We start from the raw sequence: 15670 nt of genomic DNA, 5'->3' as shown, positions 1-15670 counted from the left end.
GCGGCATGCATCTGGAGAAGAACATGCGCATTCTGGTTGTTGAGGACGAACGCAAGGCCGCCGAGTATCTGCAGAGAGGTTTGGGGGAATCTGGTTATCAGGTGGCAGTGGCCCTTGATGGGCTGGATGCACGGCATCTGATCGAAGAAGACCACTTTGACCTGATTATTCTCGACGTCATGCTGCCTGGCATTGACGGTTGGCAACTGATCAAACTGATCCGCCTGCGCGGACAGACGCCGGTCCTGTTTTTGACGGCACGCGATAGCGTTGAAGACCGGGTAAAGGGTCTGGAGCTGGGTGCGGATGATTATCTGGTCAAGCCGTTCTCCTATTCAGAGCTGCTCGCCCGCGTGCGCAGCCTGTTGCGCCGCGCACCCCTGCGCGAGGTTGAGCATCACCGGCTGGAGGATCTGGAAGTGGATGTGCTGCGTCGCCAGGTCAGCCGTGGGGGTAAGCGTATTACGTTGACCAACAAGGAGTTTGCCCTGTTGCAATTGCTGATCAGTCATCCGGGGGAAGTGATGTCACGCAGTCGCATCGCCTCGGAGGTCTGGAATATCAACTTCGACAGCGACACGAATGTGGTCGACGTTGCTATTCGAAGGCTGCGCGCCAAGGTAGATGATCCCTTCCAGCACAAGCTGGTGCATACGGTAAGGGGTATGGGATACAAGCTGGACGGCTCTCCGTGAATTTTCTGATGCGTTCCCTGAGCCTGCGACTGGGCCTGGCTTTTGCTCTGGTCGGCACGTTGCTGCTGGGCAGTATCGGTTTATACCTGTATCAGTCACTGCAGCGTGAAATTGCCTGGCGCGATGACCAAAGCTTGCTCGGGCGCCTCGAGCGGGTGCAGTTATTGCTGGAAAACAGTCCTGATCTGACCGCACCAACCGACCGGCCGGAGCTTTACGCCAACATGCTGGGCAATACTCAGCATTTTCTCTGGGTACTCGATGACAACAATCGCAGGTTGGTCAGCATAAATCCGACCGGCTTGCCCATGCCTGCATTGCCGGTCACCGGCGAGCCGATTTTTCATCAGGATGAAGCTCAGACCTATCGCCTGGTTACTCAGCAGATCAGGGTGAACGGGAGAGCCTTGACGTTAATCGCCGGGCACCTGTTAGCTGAACGGCAATTGATGCTGACGGCGTACCGGTCAAACCTGATCGCTGTGCTCAGTGCCGGTAGCGTGCTGTCGTTCCTGTTGGGGTTCTGGATCAGCCAGCGGGGTCTGCGACCATTGAGACGACTGGCGTTGCAGGCGGGGGCGATCGACAGCCAACACCTGCATCTGCGTCTGCACACCGTCAACCGCTACAACGAACTGGATACCCTGGTCAGCAGTTTCAACCAGGCCCTGGGAAGGCTGGAAGAAGGCTTTGAGCAACTGTCGCGATTCTCGGGCGACCTGGCCCACGAGATGCGCACGCCCTTGAATAATCTCATCGGTCAAACCCAGCAGACACTCAGCCTGCCACGTTCGGCCGAACAGCATGAACAGTTGCTGGAGTCCAATCTGGAGGAGTTCGAGCGCTTGGCACGGATGATCGATAGCCTGCTGTTCCTGGCCCGCTGCGTGCAGCCCAAGCAGAGCCTTCAGCGCCGCTTGACCGAGCTACATACAAGCGTTGAAGGGCTCTGTGACTATTTCGAGGGTATGGCCGAGGAACGGCAGCTGACGCTGGTAAATCGCTGCAACGGTGTCTTGTGGGTAGAGCCGGAGATGCTGACCCGGGCCCTGGCAAATCTGATTGCCAATGCCATCCGCCATGCCAACACAGGTACTGCGATCAACATCACCAGCTGGACCGAAGCAGCGCACACCGTTATCAGCGTGCATAACCGCGGGCCCGGCATCGCGCCGGAACACCTGCCCAGATTGTTCGAGCGCTTTTACCGGGCAGATCCCTCGAGAAGTGAGCCGGGTGATAGCGGTGGGCTGGGACTGGCGATCGTTGAGGCAATCATGGGCCTGCATGGCGGATTCGTTCGCGTGTCCAATATCAGCGACGGGGTCTGTTTCGAGCTGTATTTTCCAGCCCCGGCCAGGGTGTAAAGCACATGACAACTTTGTAATGACCGCGTCATGCTGGCGCCGGGACGGTTTTCATATCCTGTGCAGGTCAAGCGGCGGCACTCGCCACCGCTAATCACTGTACAAAGGGTTAATTACATGAAAATCGTATTCGCCATTCTGCTTTCCATTTCTGCACTTACCTGCACCCTGGCCCAGGCCGAAGACGGCAGCGAGCGCCTGCGTGAGCTGCACCAGATGCATCAGCAAAGCAACTGACCCTATCACCCACATCAATGCCCTGGCGGGCGGCAGTCATGGCATGCATACTCATGCCATGACTCTTGCCACCCAACGCCTGCAAGTGCTCTGCTCCGGCATCTTCAGCCTTATGCTGACGCTCGGCGTAGCGCGTTTTGCCTATACCCCCATGTTGCCGCAAATGCAGGCCCAGGCCGGCCTTGGCGTGGCTGATGCTGGGTGGCTTGCGGCAATCAACTATGCCGGATACCTCAGTGGTGCCTTGCTGGCCTCTTTCATCAGTGACCTGCGATACAAAGATCGGTTGTACCGGCTTGGTATCCTGCTTGCGGTGTTCAGCACAGTGATAATGGCTACCAGTACCAACCTGTGGGTATGGGGTATTTCACGTTATGTCGCTGGTCTGTCCAGCGCCGCAGGCATGCTGCTGGGTAGCGCCCTGGTTCTCAACTGGTTGATGCGCCACGGTCAGCGGAGTGAACTGGGCATCCAGTTCTCCGGTATCGGGATTGGTATCGCCCTGTGCGCTGCGCTGATCGCGTTGTTAAATCAGTGGCTTGACTGGCGCGGTGAGTGGCTTGCGTTCAGTGCGCTGGCCGTTTTGCTGGCGGTACCCGCGTTGCGTTGGTTGCCGCCGCCTGATACCAGTGGCAAGACTACCAGTGGCATGGCGATGACAGACAGTCCGCCCAGTCGTCTGTACTTGCAGGTTTTCATGGCAGCGTATTTTTGCGCCGGTATTGGCTATGTAGTCAGTGCTACTTTCATAGTGGCGATTGTCGAGCAACTTCCGGGTCTGAGCGGGCGGGGTAACCTGGCGTTTCTGCTGCTCGGCATCGGCGCAGCGCCAGCCTGTATTCTCTGGGACCTGATTGCGCGCAGGTTCGGCGACCTCAACGCGTTGATTACGGCTGCACTACTGCAGGTGGTTGGCATTCTCCTGCCGGTACTGCATCACGGCCTTTGGGCGGCATTGGGCGGCGCCTGGCTGTTTGGCGCGACTTTTATCGGCATGGTCAGTCTGGTCCTGACCATGGCTGGCCGCTACTACCCCACGCGCCCGGCACGCATGATGGGACGCATGACCCTGGCCTACGGTGTGGCCCAGATTATCGGGCCGGCGTTGACGGGTATATTGGCGACCCGCTTCGGGGGCTATGCGGTGGGGCTTTGGTGCGCTGCCGCGGTGATGATGCTTGGTGCGTTACTGCTTTTCGGGTTGAAATTCATCGAGCGCCGGGATCGTCGGGAAAAGCAGGACTCGATATCCAGCGCTTGCCTGAACGTCGGAGGTAATAATGAATAGAGTATTAAGCGTTGTTGTTGCGTTGCTCGGTGTGCTTTTCTTGGCAATCGGCTTGCGCTGGCTGGTGGACCCCGCCGCAGCGGCGGGAGCCCTGGGTATGCCGCTGCTCGACGGCTTGGGGCGCAGTACGCAGATTGGTGACATGACTGCGTTCTTCCTGGCCCTGGGAATATCGATTCTGCTCGCTTTGATTACCTCGCAGCGCACATGGTATTACCCGGCGTGCATGCTGCTGGGTATTGCAGCCTTTGGCAGAATACTGGCTTGGGCTGTTCACGACGCCGCCTTTGCGACCGACATGATTGCCGCGGAAATAATTATTACCTGTGTTCTGCTGTTCGCCTCACGTCGACTTGCTGTAACGAAATAGTGCGCTGAAGAGTTTTAGTCTGTGCGATGCATGCCATCACATTTTTGTCGACTGCACTTTGTATGCTGGCTATGATTTTGAAAGCAGTATCATTTACGACAGGAGGTCACCGTGATTCTTGGTACATGGAAGTCCCTTTGCCTGCTAGCCATGCTGATGCTGGTTGGCTGCGCCACAAAAAACGTTAATCAGGGTGTTGATCCTGGCCAGATGGTAGATACCGGGCTCGTGTTTGCCAGCGTGAGTACCTCAGTCGAGAGCGGTTTTGGTCCCGTTGCTCTTTTTTATTTTACCGAAGGTGGTTATGTGGAGTCGCGGGAAGAGCATATCCCCGGCGCCACTCTCAAGCCTAGTGAACTGGAAGAGGATTCCGGTCGTCTGGTTGTACTGGAAATGCCAGTCGGCCCAAACAGCTTGAGATACTGGCAACTGACCCATGGCATGGCCCGCTACACACCCGCACAGCCCGTACCCGAGATCAAATTCACGGTCGAATCCGGCAAGGCTTTGTACCTGGGCAATTTGCATATGAATGTGGATATGGGTAGCAACTTCCTGAATCAGCCTGTGGTTGGAGATCTGCTGCCAGAGATAAGGGATCGCAGTGAGCGGGACCTGGCGATGTTCAAAAGCCGATATTCTCGAGTGAGTGACGCTGACATCATTGCCAAACAGCCGTTCCTGGGCGTATGGCTGCCTCAGAATCCGTTCTTGGCGCCTTGAGTCGCTGCTGTTAGTGATATGCAGTGTCAGCGAATATAGCCTGTTGGTCCGTAGGGGTGCTTCATTTGTCCGGAAGGGTAAAGCTTACAGCCAGGCTTACTGCAACGAGTGCGCACATTACGATCAGCAAGAGGGATGAGCCAGACCTTTCAAGAATGAGCGCGGCGACGACAGGCCCCAAGGCCTGAGCCAGCAGCATGGGGCGTGCAAGCAGGCCCATGCGCGTGCCGTAATCCGCGGGGCCGAAGAGAGCCAGGGGCAGCGTACCGCGCGCTATGGTGAGTATGCCGATACCTGCCCCGTACAGACCCATTGCCACAAAGGCCAGCCACGGCGTGGCAAGCAACAACAACCCGATACCCAGTCCGCAGAGCACGACAGCTATGCGCGTGGACCAGGTAGGATGCAAATAACGTGCTATGGAAAACTCAGCCAGCCTTGCGGCGACCTGAGAGGGGCCGACCATCATTCCGATCGCCAGAGCTGTTGCCGTAGTGATGCCAAGCAGTTCGAGCACATCCAGCAGGTGAACTGACATGGTGGAAGCCACCAGCGATTGAGTGGTCAGCAGCACGGCGAGTAACAGCAGAAGCCGGGAGCCTGATTTATCCGGTACACCTGATTCTGCCGGGTTATCGGGGGTGGATACACCCTCGGCTGTTAGTGAGGGGCTGCGGGGTATTGCCAAAAGATGGATCGGCAAGCCAATGACCAGATGAACGGTAGCAAGAACAAAGCAGGTATGACGCCAGCCGAACTGGTGCTCCATTCCGGTGATCAGTGGCCAGCCCAGGGTACTGGCGAACCCGCCAAGCAACGTGAGGCCTGTGATCGATGCGCGTGCGTCGCTTCCCAGCAGACGGCCCAGAGTAGAAAAGGCCGCGTCATACAAGCCCGCAGCCATGCCCGCACCGATAAACGTCCATGCCAGGTAATAGGTTGGCAGATTGGGGGCCAGCCCCATTAGTAGCAAGCCCCATTAGTAGCAAGCCCATGGCCAGCAAGCCTGAGCTGGCGGCGAGCACCGAACGACCACCAAGCCGGTCGATCAGCCGGCCTGCAAGAGGTGAGCAGGCTCCCGCAGTCAGTAACCCCCACGCCAGACCCATAACAACGAAGGTAATTGACCATCCCGTATTTTCTGCAATGGGAGTAGCAAGAACCGCTGGCAGGTAGTAGGTGGTGCCCCAGGCCAGAATCTGGGCAACACCCAGTGCGCATACCAGGTTGAATCTGTTGATTTGCGTTGAGGCGAGGCTCAAGGCCATGATCGGGTCCCCCAACTTGCAGTGATCGGCTCGATTCCACTGCCTGCCAGGTCGCCACCGATTACCGGTTCAGCGTATAGGTCCCTATTCATGTTCATAAATGCACACCTATGCACCTAATTGGGTAAATGTTTCAGCTCGATGTGTTTGGGCAGCACAGTGGAGTGAGGCTTTTGGTGTGGCTGAGAATACCTTCAAGACGCCCGATGATTGCTGCCCCGTCAACTTCGTAGAACACCTGTCTGCCCACCTTGGTGGCACGGACTATTTCGGCTTCAAGGAGAATTTGCAGATGGCGGGACACAACCGAACGCTCTTGCGGCAGCTGCGCTGCAATTGCGCTTACGTCTGCTCTACCCAGCTGCATGACGCGCTTGAGCACAGCGACACGGGTGGGTTCGCACAATGCTTTGAAAAAGCCGCTATCAAGAGAGTCGATAGCGGCTTCAATTGCCTGGTTTCGGGTGAGTGGCTTATTCATCGAAGTAATATATGTGCATGTGTGTGCACATGTAAACTGTCTTCGTTGGATGCCAGGGTTTTATCTTTCAATCAAAGCATAGATGCCGTCTTGATCGAGCCTTGCCCATACATGCTGAACGCCTACCGTTACAACACCGATTGCCGTAGGACAGCTTGCTTCCACATCGCCAGGTAGGTCACTAATATAGCCTGGGTCGTAACTCTGCTGGCTCAGGCACTCAGTTGCTGCCACTGGTGTCCACTGTTCAGTCTGGGCGTTCCAGCGACCCAGTGTAAGCGTTTGCGGATCCAGATCGGCGGGGAGATTCATTTGCAACACATAGTCATCGCCTTCGCTATCGTCGTCCAGAATCCAGTTGCTGTTGACCCGTCCGGCTGGCAGGGTCACTGGTTGCTTGCCTGATTCACTGCCGTCGCCAAAACTGCCTGGGAGGCCAATGTCGGCCTGAATGTTTTTCGCTACACCACGTGCGTTTATGTAGGTGCCATCCTGACCTTGTATCCCGCTGATGATCAGGGCGTCCGACAGTGCGCCGGCGATCGGAGCCACCCAGCTCAGTGATACCTGCTTTTTCAGGTCGATGGTCGTTTCGCGGATCTGCACTTCTTCATCAGCTGTTCCCGCATTAATCAGGCGTACCCGCTGATTGTTGTTCAGGTTGGGGCTATAGCTGGCGTGCGGGATATGCAACCAACGGTAGTAGCGTGCCGCCAGTGCAGTATTACTGGTGGCCGTATTGACACCGGGTTCCACGTCGGTGGTCCGGGTGCGAGTCTCATAGCGGTTGAAGATGTTGTTTTCACCGTCGATTATTTTTGCTTCAAACCCGTTCGCAGACACGCACGCGCTGGTGTTGTAGCGTTTGTCGTGGGTCATGTTCAGCTGGTTCCCCGCAGGAATGCTGGAGGGGAAAACAACCTTGTCACAACGATCAGTGGTGCGGCTGAAGCGGTCCATCAATTTCCAGTTCGGGCGTTCCAGTTCCTTCATCCCATCTGCGTTGGAAGTGATTGTGTGATTCTCGAAATAGGAGGCGTAATCGACCAGATCACCATTGAAGGTGAGAATTGACGCGTTCACGTCCAGTTGCCCGGTGGCTCCTGAATCATTTACCTTGACCATCAGTACGTTCTGAATCTGCTCACTTTCTCCGAAGCGGCTGTCGTACCCTTTATAGGAAGCGTTTCCGCTGACTATCTCGGTGTAATGGCCACCAAAATTGCCGGCCACCAGGCTACGTACGTACTGATGCTCGTGGCCGGCTACGTAGATAACGTCGTTATCGGCAAAGAGCTGGCGGTAGTCTTCATGCACTTGAAGAAACTGCTGGTCAGAGGCAGAGGTATCATAGGCTTCGACCGCTTTCTCACGAATGTAACCGTAGCGCGATCCCACCATGGTGTTGTGCGTTGAAACAATGATGTGATCGACCTTGTCTCGATTTGTCTCGATAGTCTGTCGGACAAAGTCGTAGGTGAATGGCATGTGGCCATAGGAAATGTTGATCATCAAAACGTTGTCGCGCACAAGAGCATAGGTTTTGTATTCTTGCCCTGGCATATGGGTGGCATCAGCGGGTACCAGATCTGACACGTTCTCGACCCAGTCAAGGTCCGCACCTTTGATGTCGTGGTTGCCCTGTACCGGTAGCAAGGTAAAGTCGTTCTTGTAATCCTCTGCCACGCTGCGCCATTGTGCGTATTCTTCAGGGGTTGCTGTTTCTGAAAGGTCGCCAACGACCAGCACTACGTCCACCGCTTGCTCACGATAAAACTCCAGCAAGGCGCGCATTGGATGAATGGAGGTGTTGGCCCCACCACCCTGGGTATCTGGTAAAAAACCTACTTTTAGACTGCTAACCTGCGCCGGTGGAGGCGTGGATGGTGGAGTGGCGGGAGTATCATCTGAACTGCTGTTACTACTGGACAGGCACCCGCTTAGGAGGGTGGTGCCGAGAAGGATCCCAATACAGCTATACCGTAACGTCATTTTTGCTCTCGATATGGAATGGTCGGAGCGAATATATTCAGCAAGAGCTGTGACGTCTTGGCGGCAAAGATATTACCGTTTGTTGAAATTGATTCTCATTTAATGTGACGTATTCAAACTGCTCACTGGCGGTTCCTCAGGTTGATCTCTGCTTCGAAACCGTCCTGCCGTTCCCTTGCCGGAGAACGCAAATGCAATGTCATGCCTGCACCTTTGGCAATCGCATCTGCAATAGCGAGACCCAGACCGGATCCGCTTGCACCGGTTGTTGAACGTACAAACCGGTTTCGGAGCAGGTCGAGCTGGGCTGGTGAAACAATGCCTCCGCCATTGCACACCTTCAGGGTGCCGTTGTCGTGCATGCTGATTTCTATCAGTTGCGCCGGGTCACCATGCTTGATCGCGTTCTCAATCAGATTACGGACCAATATGGCAAAGGTATCCGGATCAAGGAATGAATCCACTGCATTATCTGGCAGGCTCAGCACAATGCGTCCTTGCGCCTGGCTCGCAAAATCCTTAACTACCATCTCCAGTATCGGCACGAGATTCTGAGGATTCTGCGCTATTGCCCCACCGCCCTCTGCTTTTGCCAGCTCGAGTAGTTTTCCGGACAGGGTCGACAGGCTGCGCAATGCATCCTCGATCTGAATAACGGTTTTTTTCAATGGATCGCCATCCATCTGACCTTTAAGCCTCTGCACCTTGGCCAGTGCGGTTGCCAAAGGTGTGCGTAACTCGTGGGCGCTATTAGCGGTGAAGCTGCGCTCGGACTCGAGGGCGCGGTGTAGTCGTTCCAGCAGTTGATTGACCGCTGTGGCAATAGGCTCGAACTCGACTGGTAATCGATCCGTTGCTACCGGAGAGAGGTCTCCTGCGCCTCTAGATTCTATGGATTTCTGGAATTCAACCACTTGGCGCAAGGTAAAGCGAACGATCCACCAGACACCCAGAAAACTGACCGGTATCAGCAGGAACAAGGGCAAGAGCAGCGCTACGCCGGCCTCCAGCGCAGCCTCACGGCGGTGAGCCAGGGGCTCGGCTATTTCAAGATAGATGGTCTCGCTTACTGCGGATACACCGTAGATTCGGTGCGAGGGCGTGTTCGAAAAGCCTTCACTGGGGTGTGACCTAAAGTCACCTGGGTTGGCATCGTGGGACTGGAGCAGGAGGTTGCCCTCGCCATCCCGTACCAGGTAGGTGAGATATTCGTCATGCTCCTTCAGAGCCGGCGCCCGAAGATTGCTGGCGCGATTCTCCCGGTTCAGTATGTCGGTCACAGCCAGGGGTAGAATGCGCTGCGCGGTTTCCTCAAGCGCGCTGTCGAAAACTTCATTCATTTCGTGCTGGGCGACCAGGCCCGAGGCGATCACCCCCATTAGCCAGAGCAGAGTGACCCCCAGCGTGAGGCCGATCCCCAGGCTTTTTTGCAGGCTGGCTCTGCTACTCATGTGTTTCCAGGCGGTAGCCCATACCCCTGACGGTTACAATGGCATCACGCCCCAGCTTTTTGCGCATACGGCTGATATACACCTCGATGGTATTGCTTTCGATTTCTGCCCCGAAAGCATAGAGGCGATCTTCCAGCTGTGCGCGCGATAGCAACATGCCAGGCCGCTGGATAAAGCCTTCGAACAGTGCCCACTCGCGAGCGGTCAGCTCTACCTGTTTACCGCAGCGATTGATTAGATGATCACCCAGGTCGATTTCCAGATCGCCAACGCGTATCAGCGGGTTTGGATCGCCGCGGTAACGTCGTGCTACTGCAGACACGCGGGCCGACAGCTCGGAAAGGTCAAAGGGCTTGACCAGATAGTCGTCGGCGCCGGCATTCAGCCCTTCAATCCGGTCAGATACCTGATCCCGGGCGGTAAGAATGATGACCGGTGTCGAGTTTCCAACTGCCCTTTGCTTTCTAAGAAAGCCAATGCCATGCCCATCCGGGAGCATCAGATCGAGCAGGATGAGATCATAGGTAGTGGCCTGCACACTGGCCTCGGCGAAGCTCAGAGTCTGCACCCAGTCTACTGCGTGACCGTCATCGGCGATCTGATCCCGCACCGCCTCGCCCAGTCCGACCGTATCCTCAACCAGCAGTACTCGCATGGTGCTCTCTTTTTCAGTCATGAATTGAGGATGCTACCGCTGCTTCCTGACAACAGCCTGAATGACATGGTCATTGTTCTCTTCCGTGGGCTGCGCGTCCATAAAAACACTTCTGCGGTTTTCTGATCTTCTTCTGACCCCGTTAAGGCCCGTGTCAGGAAAAGCTCATAGAGTCCGCTGTGAGAGTTCAACAGGAGACACGCCATGAAAACCAAGCCCTTGTTTGTCAGCCTTGTGCTCGTTTTTTTGAGTACGTCGGTATTGGCAGACGACGACTGTGATGATCCGGTGGCCAGTTGGCAGCCCCGGGAAAACCTGCGTCAGAAATTGGAAGCCGAAGGCTGGACTGTTTACCGCATCAAGGTCGATGACGGCTGCTATGAGGTAAAGGGGCTGGCCCCGGAGGGGTATCGAGCAGAGGCGTCCTTTGCGCCCGCCTCCCTGCTGTTGATGGAGCTGGAGCGCGAAGATGACGATGACGATGGCCGTCACGGTACTAAAAGGGGCAAGAACACGAAGGGCTCAGCCGCGGCGCCAGTAAGACGCTCCGACAGCGTCGAGGGTCGCCCAAGCGTAACTATCGAGTAACCCGCCGACCTAGCCCGTTCAGCTCTGATGCTGTTCATGTTTTTACTGGAGAGACTGTATGAAAATGTTCCTGTTTGCTTTGGGCCTGGCGATCGCTGTACCCGGCATGGCTCAGGCGCGTGAGGTGACCTTCACGACCCAATTGCTCAAATACCGAGGCGATGGCGCCTATGTGGCGCTGTACCTGACGGATGCTGCCGGTAGATATGAGAAGACACTCTGGGTTGCTGGGAAAAAATCCAAATATTACAAGCACCTGAGCGGTTGGGCTCGTGGTAGTGGTCTGGATCCGGCTGAATACGATGGCATCGCTGGGGCCAGCGTAACCAGTGGGCGCACTCTGAAAGTCACCCTGGACCTGGATGATGCGTTGATCGATAAGGGCTATGTAGTGCGGGTCGACACCGCAGTTGAAGACAAGCGCGATCATCGGGCGGAAGTCGCCGTTCCACTGACGAGTGACGGTTCCGGCAAACCGGTTGCCGGTGATGGGTATGTTCGCTCCTTTCGCTACGATTTTTGACGAACTGGAGGGGCAAAAGTGATGTTGCGTAAAATTCACGGCCTACCCGGCCTGTTCGCGGCGATATTTCTGATGACGCTTGCAGTCACCGGCGCGATTCTGTCCTTGGTGCCTGCAATGGACAGGGCAGCAACGCTGATCCCCGCTGCTGGTGAGGTGAGTGTGGCTGAGCTGGCCGGGCGTGTCGTTGACCATTATCCCGGCGCCGAACAGATTGTGCGTGGCGCTTCCGGCGGCGTGATTGTCTATTACAATCGCGACGGCCAGCCTGGGGCAGATCTGGTCAACCCTCTTACCGGCGAGGGCATGGCGCCCTACGAGCCATCGGCTTTTTTTATCTGGATCAAGGATTTGCATCGCTCGTTTCTGCTGGATAGCCCTGGTCGAATGTTGGCCGGGTTGATGGCGGTGGTAATGCTCCTTGTCTGTATCTCCGGCACCCTGCTGCTGGTCCGTCGGACAGGCGGCTGGCGTGCGTTGTTGCGGCCGTTCACAGGCTCGGGCAGCACACGGATTCACGCAGAACTGGCCCGATTTGCCATACTCGGCTTGCTGCTGTCGGCGTTGACCGGTGGTTATATGTCGGCATTGCGTTTCGGCCTGCTGCCCGAACCGCCCGAAACCGGACCGACTTTCCCTGCTGAAGTATCTGGGGGGCAACCGGCTCCGGTAGCGACCCTGGCGGCCCTATCGGATATTGACCTAGGCGAGTTGCGGGAACTGGTGTTTCCCTATCCCGATGACCGGCAGGACGCGTACTCGCTGACCACCAGCGAGGGTGCCGGTTTTGTTGATCAGGCGACCGGGGAGCTGCTGAAGTTTCAGCCACGGGCCGCCGCTAGCGTTTTCCAGAAGTGGATGGTCCGCTTGCACACCGGCGAAGGCCTTTGGTGGCTGGGCTTGGTTCTCGGAGCAACGGCGCTGACGGTTCCGGCCCTGTCACTGACTGGCATAACAGTCTGGTGGCGGCGACGCCGTTCTTCAGCGCAGTTGGCGAACAATGTCAGTATCTCCAGGGCTGACGCCATTATCCTTGTCGGATCCGAAAACAATGCTACCTGGGGCTTTGCCCGGGAACTCCAATCCGGACTGAACAAGGCAGGTATCCAGGTGCATTGCAGCGAGATGAACGCGTTAGCTGAGACTTATCCGCAGGCATCCATGCTTTTTATACTCACCTCGACCTATGGTGACGGCGACGCGCCGGCTTCAGCACGCCGATTCATGTCCAGACTCGCTTATTTCAGGGGTGGGGAGACGTTGAGATATGCCGTGCTGGGTTTTGGGGACAAGCAGTTCTCGACGTTCTGCCAGTTTGCCCTGGAGGTGGATGCCGCGCTCGCCGCCAAAGGGCTGTCCCGCATACACAAGATCGAACTGATAGATCGTTGTTCCGGTACGCAATTCAACCAGTGGGGAGGCAGGATCAGTGAGCTCATTGGAAGGCCACTTTCGCTGAGCTACGAGCCATTGCCTCCGGCAACGGTGACGCTGGAGCTTGTTGAACGGGCGGATTACGGGGTCGCGGTGCAGGCGCCGACCAGTATTCTGCGTTTCCGGCAGTCCAGGTTGGGTCGTAGCTGGTGGCAAGCCTTTTTCAAAGCGAGTCGCGGCAGTTTGCCGGATTTTGAGGCTGGAGACTTGTTAGGTGTTATGCCGCCTGGGGGGCATAGCCCACGATTATACTCCCTGGCCTCTTCTACTTCTGACGGTGTCATTGAGATATGTGTTCGCAAGCAGCCCGACGGTTTGTGCTCCGGTTTCTTGCACCAACTCAAGCGCGGTGATCGGATCGAGGGCTTTATCCGTCAGAACCCGGGCTTTCGTCCTGCTGTCGGAAGCGCCCCTGTTATTCTGATAGGCGCGGGTGCAGGAATAGGTCCGCTGACGGGGTTCATTCGAAAGAATACCCGGCGCAACCCCATGTTTTTGTACTGGGGCGGACGCAGTCCGCAATCGGATTTTCTCTATCAGCCCGAGTTGGGGTGCTACCTTGAGGACCACCGACTGACAGGGTTGAATACGGCGTTTTCCAGATCAGTTGAGCACGCCTATGTTCAGGACAAGTTAATGGAAGACCAGGTCGCTGTACGTCAGATGATAGAGAGGGGGGCACAAATACTGGTCTGTGGTGGCCGGGGCATGGCGTCGGGGGTCAGGCTGGTTTTGGACGAAATCGTCAGGCCGTTACGTATCGATGTCGAAACCCTCAGAAGTCGTGGGCAGTATCTGGAGGACGTCTATTAACGCCCTCACCAGAGCTCACCGCCAATACAGCGCAAAGAGCTGAATTCTGTCGACAGTACCGGGTGGTTTGGCTAAGCTTCCCGCAAGCAAAGGAATGTGCAGGCACCTCCCTTGCTGGGTGGAATGAACCGCTGCTCAGCCATCGTTTTTGCGTGCGCTGCAATTGACTGGAGGTCACCGTTGATCCGTATTACATGGAAGTACCTTGCCTTGCTGGCGATCTTGTTACTCGCCGGATGCGCGGCCAAAAATGCCAATCAGGGGCTTGATCCGAGTCAGCTGAGCAAAACCGGGCTGGTGTTTGCCAGCCTGAGTACCGGAGCTGAGGGTGGAGATGCCCCCATCGCCACCTTCAGCTTCAGCCAGGGCGGCTTTGTAAATTCCCGGCAAGAGCAGATTGCAGGTCTCAATCTCAAGCCCAGTGAGCTTGAGGGAGATTTCGGTCGCCTGATCGCCGTGGAGCTTCCCGTGGGGCCCAATAGTCTGACGTACTGGTCGCTTACCCATGGCGTCACGCAGTATTCATCAGCCAAGCCCGTTCCAGAAATCAAATTCATCGTAGAGCCCGGCAAGGCCCTGTATCTGGGTAATTTGCACGTGCATGTCGAGATGGCTAAGAACGTCCTCGGCCAACCGGTAATCAACAACCTGCTACCAGAGATTCGCGATCGCAGTGAGCGTGATGTTGCGCTGTTCAAGAGTCGTTATCCGCTGGTCGGTGATGCCAATATCCTCTTGAAACAGCCCTTTCTCGGCGAGTGGTCACAGGACAATCTTCTGATCTCCCGATAGAAGCCTGTCGCCGGGCCGACTGTCAAAATCGAGACAGACAGAACGCCCGGATAAGGCTATTTTGCATTGCTGCGCGGGACAGCCGTCGCCCGCCGACAATGGAGATACAAGCTATGTCATTTGCATCCAAAGTGGTCTGGATTACCGGTGCGTCTTCAGGGATCGGTGAGGCACTGGCCAACGCATTGCTTGCCCAGGGGGCAGAGGTAATACTCTCCGGCCGTCGCGCCGAGGCCTTGCAGGCTGTGGCGGCGCAGGCTCCCGAGCGGACACTGGTGCTACCCTTTGAGACCACGGAATACGACAGCTTGCCGGATCTGGTCGAGCAGGCCTGGACCTGGCGTGGGCGTATTGACCTGCTGATCAACAATGCCGGCATCAGTCAGCGCAGTCTGGCGTTGGATACCTCATTTGATGTGTATCGGCAATTGATGGAAGTCGACTATCTGGCGCCACTGGCGCTGACCCAGGCGCTGCTCCCGCGCATGGTGGAGCAGGGCAGCGGACAGCTCGCGGTGGTCAGTTCCGTGGCGGGCAAGGTTGGCACAGCGCTCAGAACCGGCTATTGCGGTGCCAAGCATGGGGTGGTGGGCTATTTCGAGGCGCTACGGGCTGAAGTCGAGGATGCGTACGGTATTGGCGTCAGTATTATTCTGCCGGGCTCTGTGCGTACGTCGATCGCTACGAATGCGCTGGAAGGCAGCGGCGCGGCTCGAGGCCGCTCAGACGCCAATATCGATAACGGCATCGACCCTGGCGTGGCTGCGCAAACCATTCTTGACGGATTGAGCACGCGACAACACGACATTGTCGTGGCCGAGGGTATGGAGCTGGGCGCACTGCAGATGCGGGTTGCCGATCCTGCTCGCCTGTTCAGTATCACTGCTGCCGAGGGTACCCGCCTGGCCAAGGTGCGTGCCGAGCTGGGCGCGGGCGCTTCGGTAGATCCGGGCGCTGTCAATAAATCCTGAGCCTGCTTCAGCTTCCCGGATA

General features: G+C 56.6%; 16 protein-coding genes. 10 read left to right on the top strand and 6 right to left on the bottom strand.

Going from position 1 to position 15670, the window contains the following annotated elements:
* Positions 1 to 23 precede the first annotated feature (23 nt).
* The 5 genes from IEV54_RS04115 to IEV54_RS04095 all read left to right on the top strand — a co-directional run bounded on the left by IEV54_RS04115 (position 24) and on the right by IEV54_RS04095 (position 4680).
* Positions 24 to 695, top strand: coding sequence for a heavy metal response regulator transcription factor (locus IEV54_RS04115; protein ID WP_150276087.1), 672 nt, complete (start codon positions 24 to 26; stop codon positions 693 to 695).
* Positions 692 to 2062, top strand: a complete 1371-nt coding sequence (locus IEV54_RS04110; RefSeq protein WP_150276086.1) for a heavy metal sensor histidine kinase — start codon at positions 692 to 694, stop codon at positions 2060 to 2062. Before IEV54_RS04115 ends, IEV54_RS04110 begins: the two co-directional genes overlap by 4 nt.
* A 280-nt stretch (positions 2063 to 2342) precedes the next feature.
* A complete protein-coding gene (locus IEV54_RS04105; protein ID WP_223825328.1) occupies positions 2343 to 3587 on the top strand; it encodes a YbfB/YjiJ family MFS transporter in 1245 nt (414 codons plus the stop codon).
* Positions 3580 to 3957 (top strand): hypothetical protein, encoded by a 378-nt coding sequence (locus IEV54_RS04100; protein ID WP_150276085.1) that lies wholly within the window; start codon positions 3580 to 3582, stop codon positions 3955 to 3957. Before IEV54_RS04105 ends, IEV54_RS04100 begins: the two co-directional genes overlap by 8 nt.
* Positions 3958 to 4068: 111 nt before the next feature.
* Entirely contained in the window at positions 4069 to 4680 is a 612-nt protein-coding gene (locus IEV54_RS04095) for a hypothetical protein (protein ID WP_150276084.1), read from the top strand.
* Positions 4681 to 4741: 61 nt separating this feature from the next.
* Here IEV54_RS04095 and IEV54_RS04090 read toward each other — a convergent pair whose 3' ends face one another.
* From IEV54_RS04090 to IEV54_RS04070, 6 genes are all read right to left on the bottom strand, one after another.
* Positions 4742 to 5644 (bottom strand): MFS transporter, encoded by a 903-nt coding sequence (locus IEV54_RS04090; RefSeq protein ID WP_229734521.1) that lies wholly within the window; start codon positions 5642 to 5644, stop codon positions 4742 to 4744.
* The gene (locus IEV54_RS17320; protein ID WP_229734520.1) at positions 5565 to 5948 is read right to left on the bottom strand and encodes a hypothetical protein; all 384 of its coding nucleotides are present in this window, start codon (positions 5946 to 5948) and stop codon (positions 5565 to 5567) included. The genes IEV54_RS04090 and IEV54_RS17320 overlap by 80 nt, the downstream gene beginning before the upstream one ends.
* Before the next feature lie 133 nt (positions 5949 to 6081).
* Positions 6082 to 6429, bottom strand: a complete 348-nt coding sequence (locus tag IEV54_RS04085) for an ArsR/SmtB family transcription factor (protein WP_150276083.1) — start codon at positions 6427 to 6429, stop codon at positions 6082 to 6084.
* 60 nt (positions 6430 to 6489) lie between these two features.
* Positions 6490 to 8421 (bottom strand): metallophosphoesterase family protein, encoded by a 1932-nt coding sequence (locus IEV54_RS04080; protein WP_150276082.1) that lies wholly within the window; start codon positions 8419 to 8421, stop codon positions 6490 to 6492.
* Positions 8422 to 8543: 122 nt separating this feature from the next.
* Positions 8544 to 9872: an ATP-binding protein gene (locus tag IEV54_RS04075; protein ID WP_150276081.1), complete on the bottom strand. Its 1329-nt coding sequence runs from the start codon at positions 9870 to 9872 to the stop codon at positions 8544 to 8546.
* Positions 9865 to 10527 (bottom strand): response regulator, encoded by a 663-nt coding sequence (locus IEV54_RS04070; protein WP_150276080.1) that lies wholly within the window; start codon positions 10525 to 10527, stop codon positions 9865 to 9867. Before IEV54_RS04070 ends, IEV54_RS04075 begins: the two co-directional genes overlap by 8 nt.
* Positions 10528 to 10731: 204 nt before the next feature.
* Between IEV54_RS04070 and IEV54_RS04065 the strand changes: the two genes are divergently transcribed.
* The 5 genes from IEV54_RS04065 to IEV54_RS04045 all read left to right on the top strand — a co-directional run bounded on the left by IEV54_RS04065 (position 10732) and on the right by IEV54_RS04045 (position 15648).
* Positions 10732 to 11115 carry a PepSY domain-containing protein gene (locus IEV54_RS04065; protein ID WP_150276079.1) on the top strand — a complete coding sequence of 128 codons (384 nt, stop codon included), beginning with the start codon at positions 10732 to 10734 and terminating at the stop codon, positions 11113 to 11115.
* A 58-nt stretch (positions 11116 to 11173) separates the two neighbouring features.
* A complete protein-coding gene (locus tag IEV54_RS04060; RefSeq protein ID WP_150276078.1) occupies positions 11174 to 11638 on the top strand; it encodes a DUF2271 domain-containing protein in 465 nt (154 codons plus the stop codon).
* A 21-nt stretch (positions 11639 to 11659) separates the two neighbouring features.
* A complete protein-coding gene (locus IEV54_RS04055; RefSeq protein ID WP_150276077.1) occupies positions 11660 to 13885 on the top strand; it encodes a PepSY domain-containing protein in 2226 nt (741 codons plus the stop codon).
* Between the two features lie 180 nt (positions 13886 to 14065).
* Positions 14066 to 14677: a hypothetical protein gene (locus tag IEV54_RS04050; protein ID WP_150276076.1), complete on the top strand. Its 612-nt coding sequence runs from the start codon at positions 14066 to 14068 to the stop codon at positions 14675 to 14677.
* A gap of 113 nt (positions 14678 to 14790) precedes the next feature.
* Positions 14791 to 15648, top strand: coding sequence for an SDR family NAD(P)-dependent oxidoreductase (locus IEV54_RS04045; protein ID WP_150276075.1), 858 nt, complete (start codon positions 14791 to 14793; stop codon positions 15646 to 15648).
* The last annotated feature ends 22 nt before the right edge of the window (positions 15649 to 15670 follow it).

Source organism: Halopseudomonas salina, assembly GCF_014637955.1.
Classification (GTDB): domain Bacteria; phylum Pseudomonadota; class Gammaproteobacteria; order Pseudomonadales; family Pseudomonadaceae; genus Halopseudomonas; species Halopseudomonas salina.
Note: the sequence above shows the minus strand (reverse complement) of the source record. Positions and strands in the feature narration are given on the sequence as shown.

What these genes read in the sequence shown, in the direction of transcription:
- IEV54_RS04115 (WP_150276087.1), top strand. Translation starts at nt 24, where the DNA reads ATGCGCATTCTGGTTGTTGAGGACGAACGCAAGGCCGCCGAGTATCTG.
- IEV54_RS04105 (WP_223825328.1), top strand. Translation starts at nt 2,343, where the DNA reads ATGCATACTCATGCCATGACTCTTGCCACCCAACGCCTGCAAGTGCTC.
- IEV54_RS04100 (WP_150276085.1), top strand. Translation starts at nt 3,580, where the DNA reads ATGAATAGAGTATTAAGCGTTGTTGTTGCGTTGCTCGGTGTGCTTTTC.
- IEV54_RS04090 (WP_229734521.1), bottom strand. Translation starts at nt 5,644, where the DNA reads ATGGGGCTGGCCCCCAATCTGCCAACCTATTACCTGGCATGGACGTTT.
- IEV54_RS17320 (WP_229734520.1), bottom strand. Translation starts at nt 5,948, where the DNA reads ATGGCCTTGAGCCTCGCCTCAACGCAAATCAACAGATTCAACCTGGTA.
- IEV54_RS04085 (WP_150276083.1), bottom strand. Translation starts at nt 6,429, where the DNA reads ATGAATAAGCCACTCACCCGAAACCAGGCAATTGAAGCCGCTATCGAC.
- IEV54_RS04080 (WP_150276082.1), bottom strand. Translation starts at nt 8,421, where the DNA reads ATGACGTTACGGTATAGCTGTATTGGGATCCTTCTCGGCACCACCCTC.
- IEV54_RS04075 (WP_150276081.1), bottom strand. Translation starts at nt 9,872, where the DNA reads ATGAGTAGCAGAGCCAGCCTGCAAAAAAGCCTGGGGATCGGCCTCACG.
- IEV54_RS04070 (WP_150276080.1), bottom strand. Translation starts at nt 10,527, where the DNA reads ATGCGAGTACTGCTGGTTGAGGATACGGTCGGACTGGGCGAGGCGGTG.
- IEV54_RS04065 (WP_150276079.1), top strand. Translation starts at nt 10,732, where the DNA reads ATGAAAACCAAGCCCTTGTTTGTCAGCCTTGTGCTCGTTTTTTTGAGT.
- IEV54_RS04060 (WP_150276078.1), top strand. Translation starts at nt 11,174, where the DNA reads ATGAAAATGTTCCTGTTTGCTTTGGGCCTGGCGATCGCTGTACCCGGC.
- IEV54_RS04055 (WP_150276077.1), top strand. Translation starts at nt 11,660, where the DNA reads ATGTTGCGTAAAATTCACGGCCTACCCGGCCTGTTCGCGGCGATATTT.
- IEV54_RS04045 (WP_150276075.1), top strand. Translation starts at nt 14,791, where the DNA reads ATGTCATTTGCATCCAAAGTGGTCTGGATTACCGGTGCGTCTTCAGGG.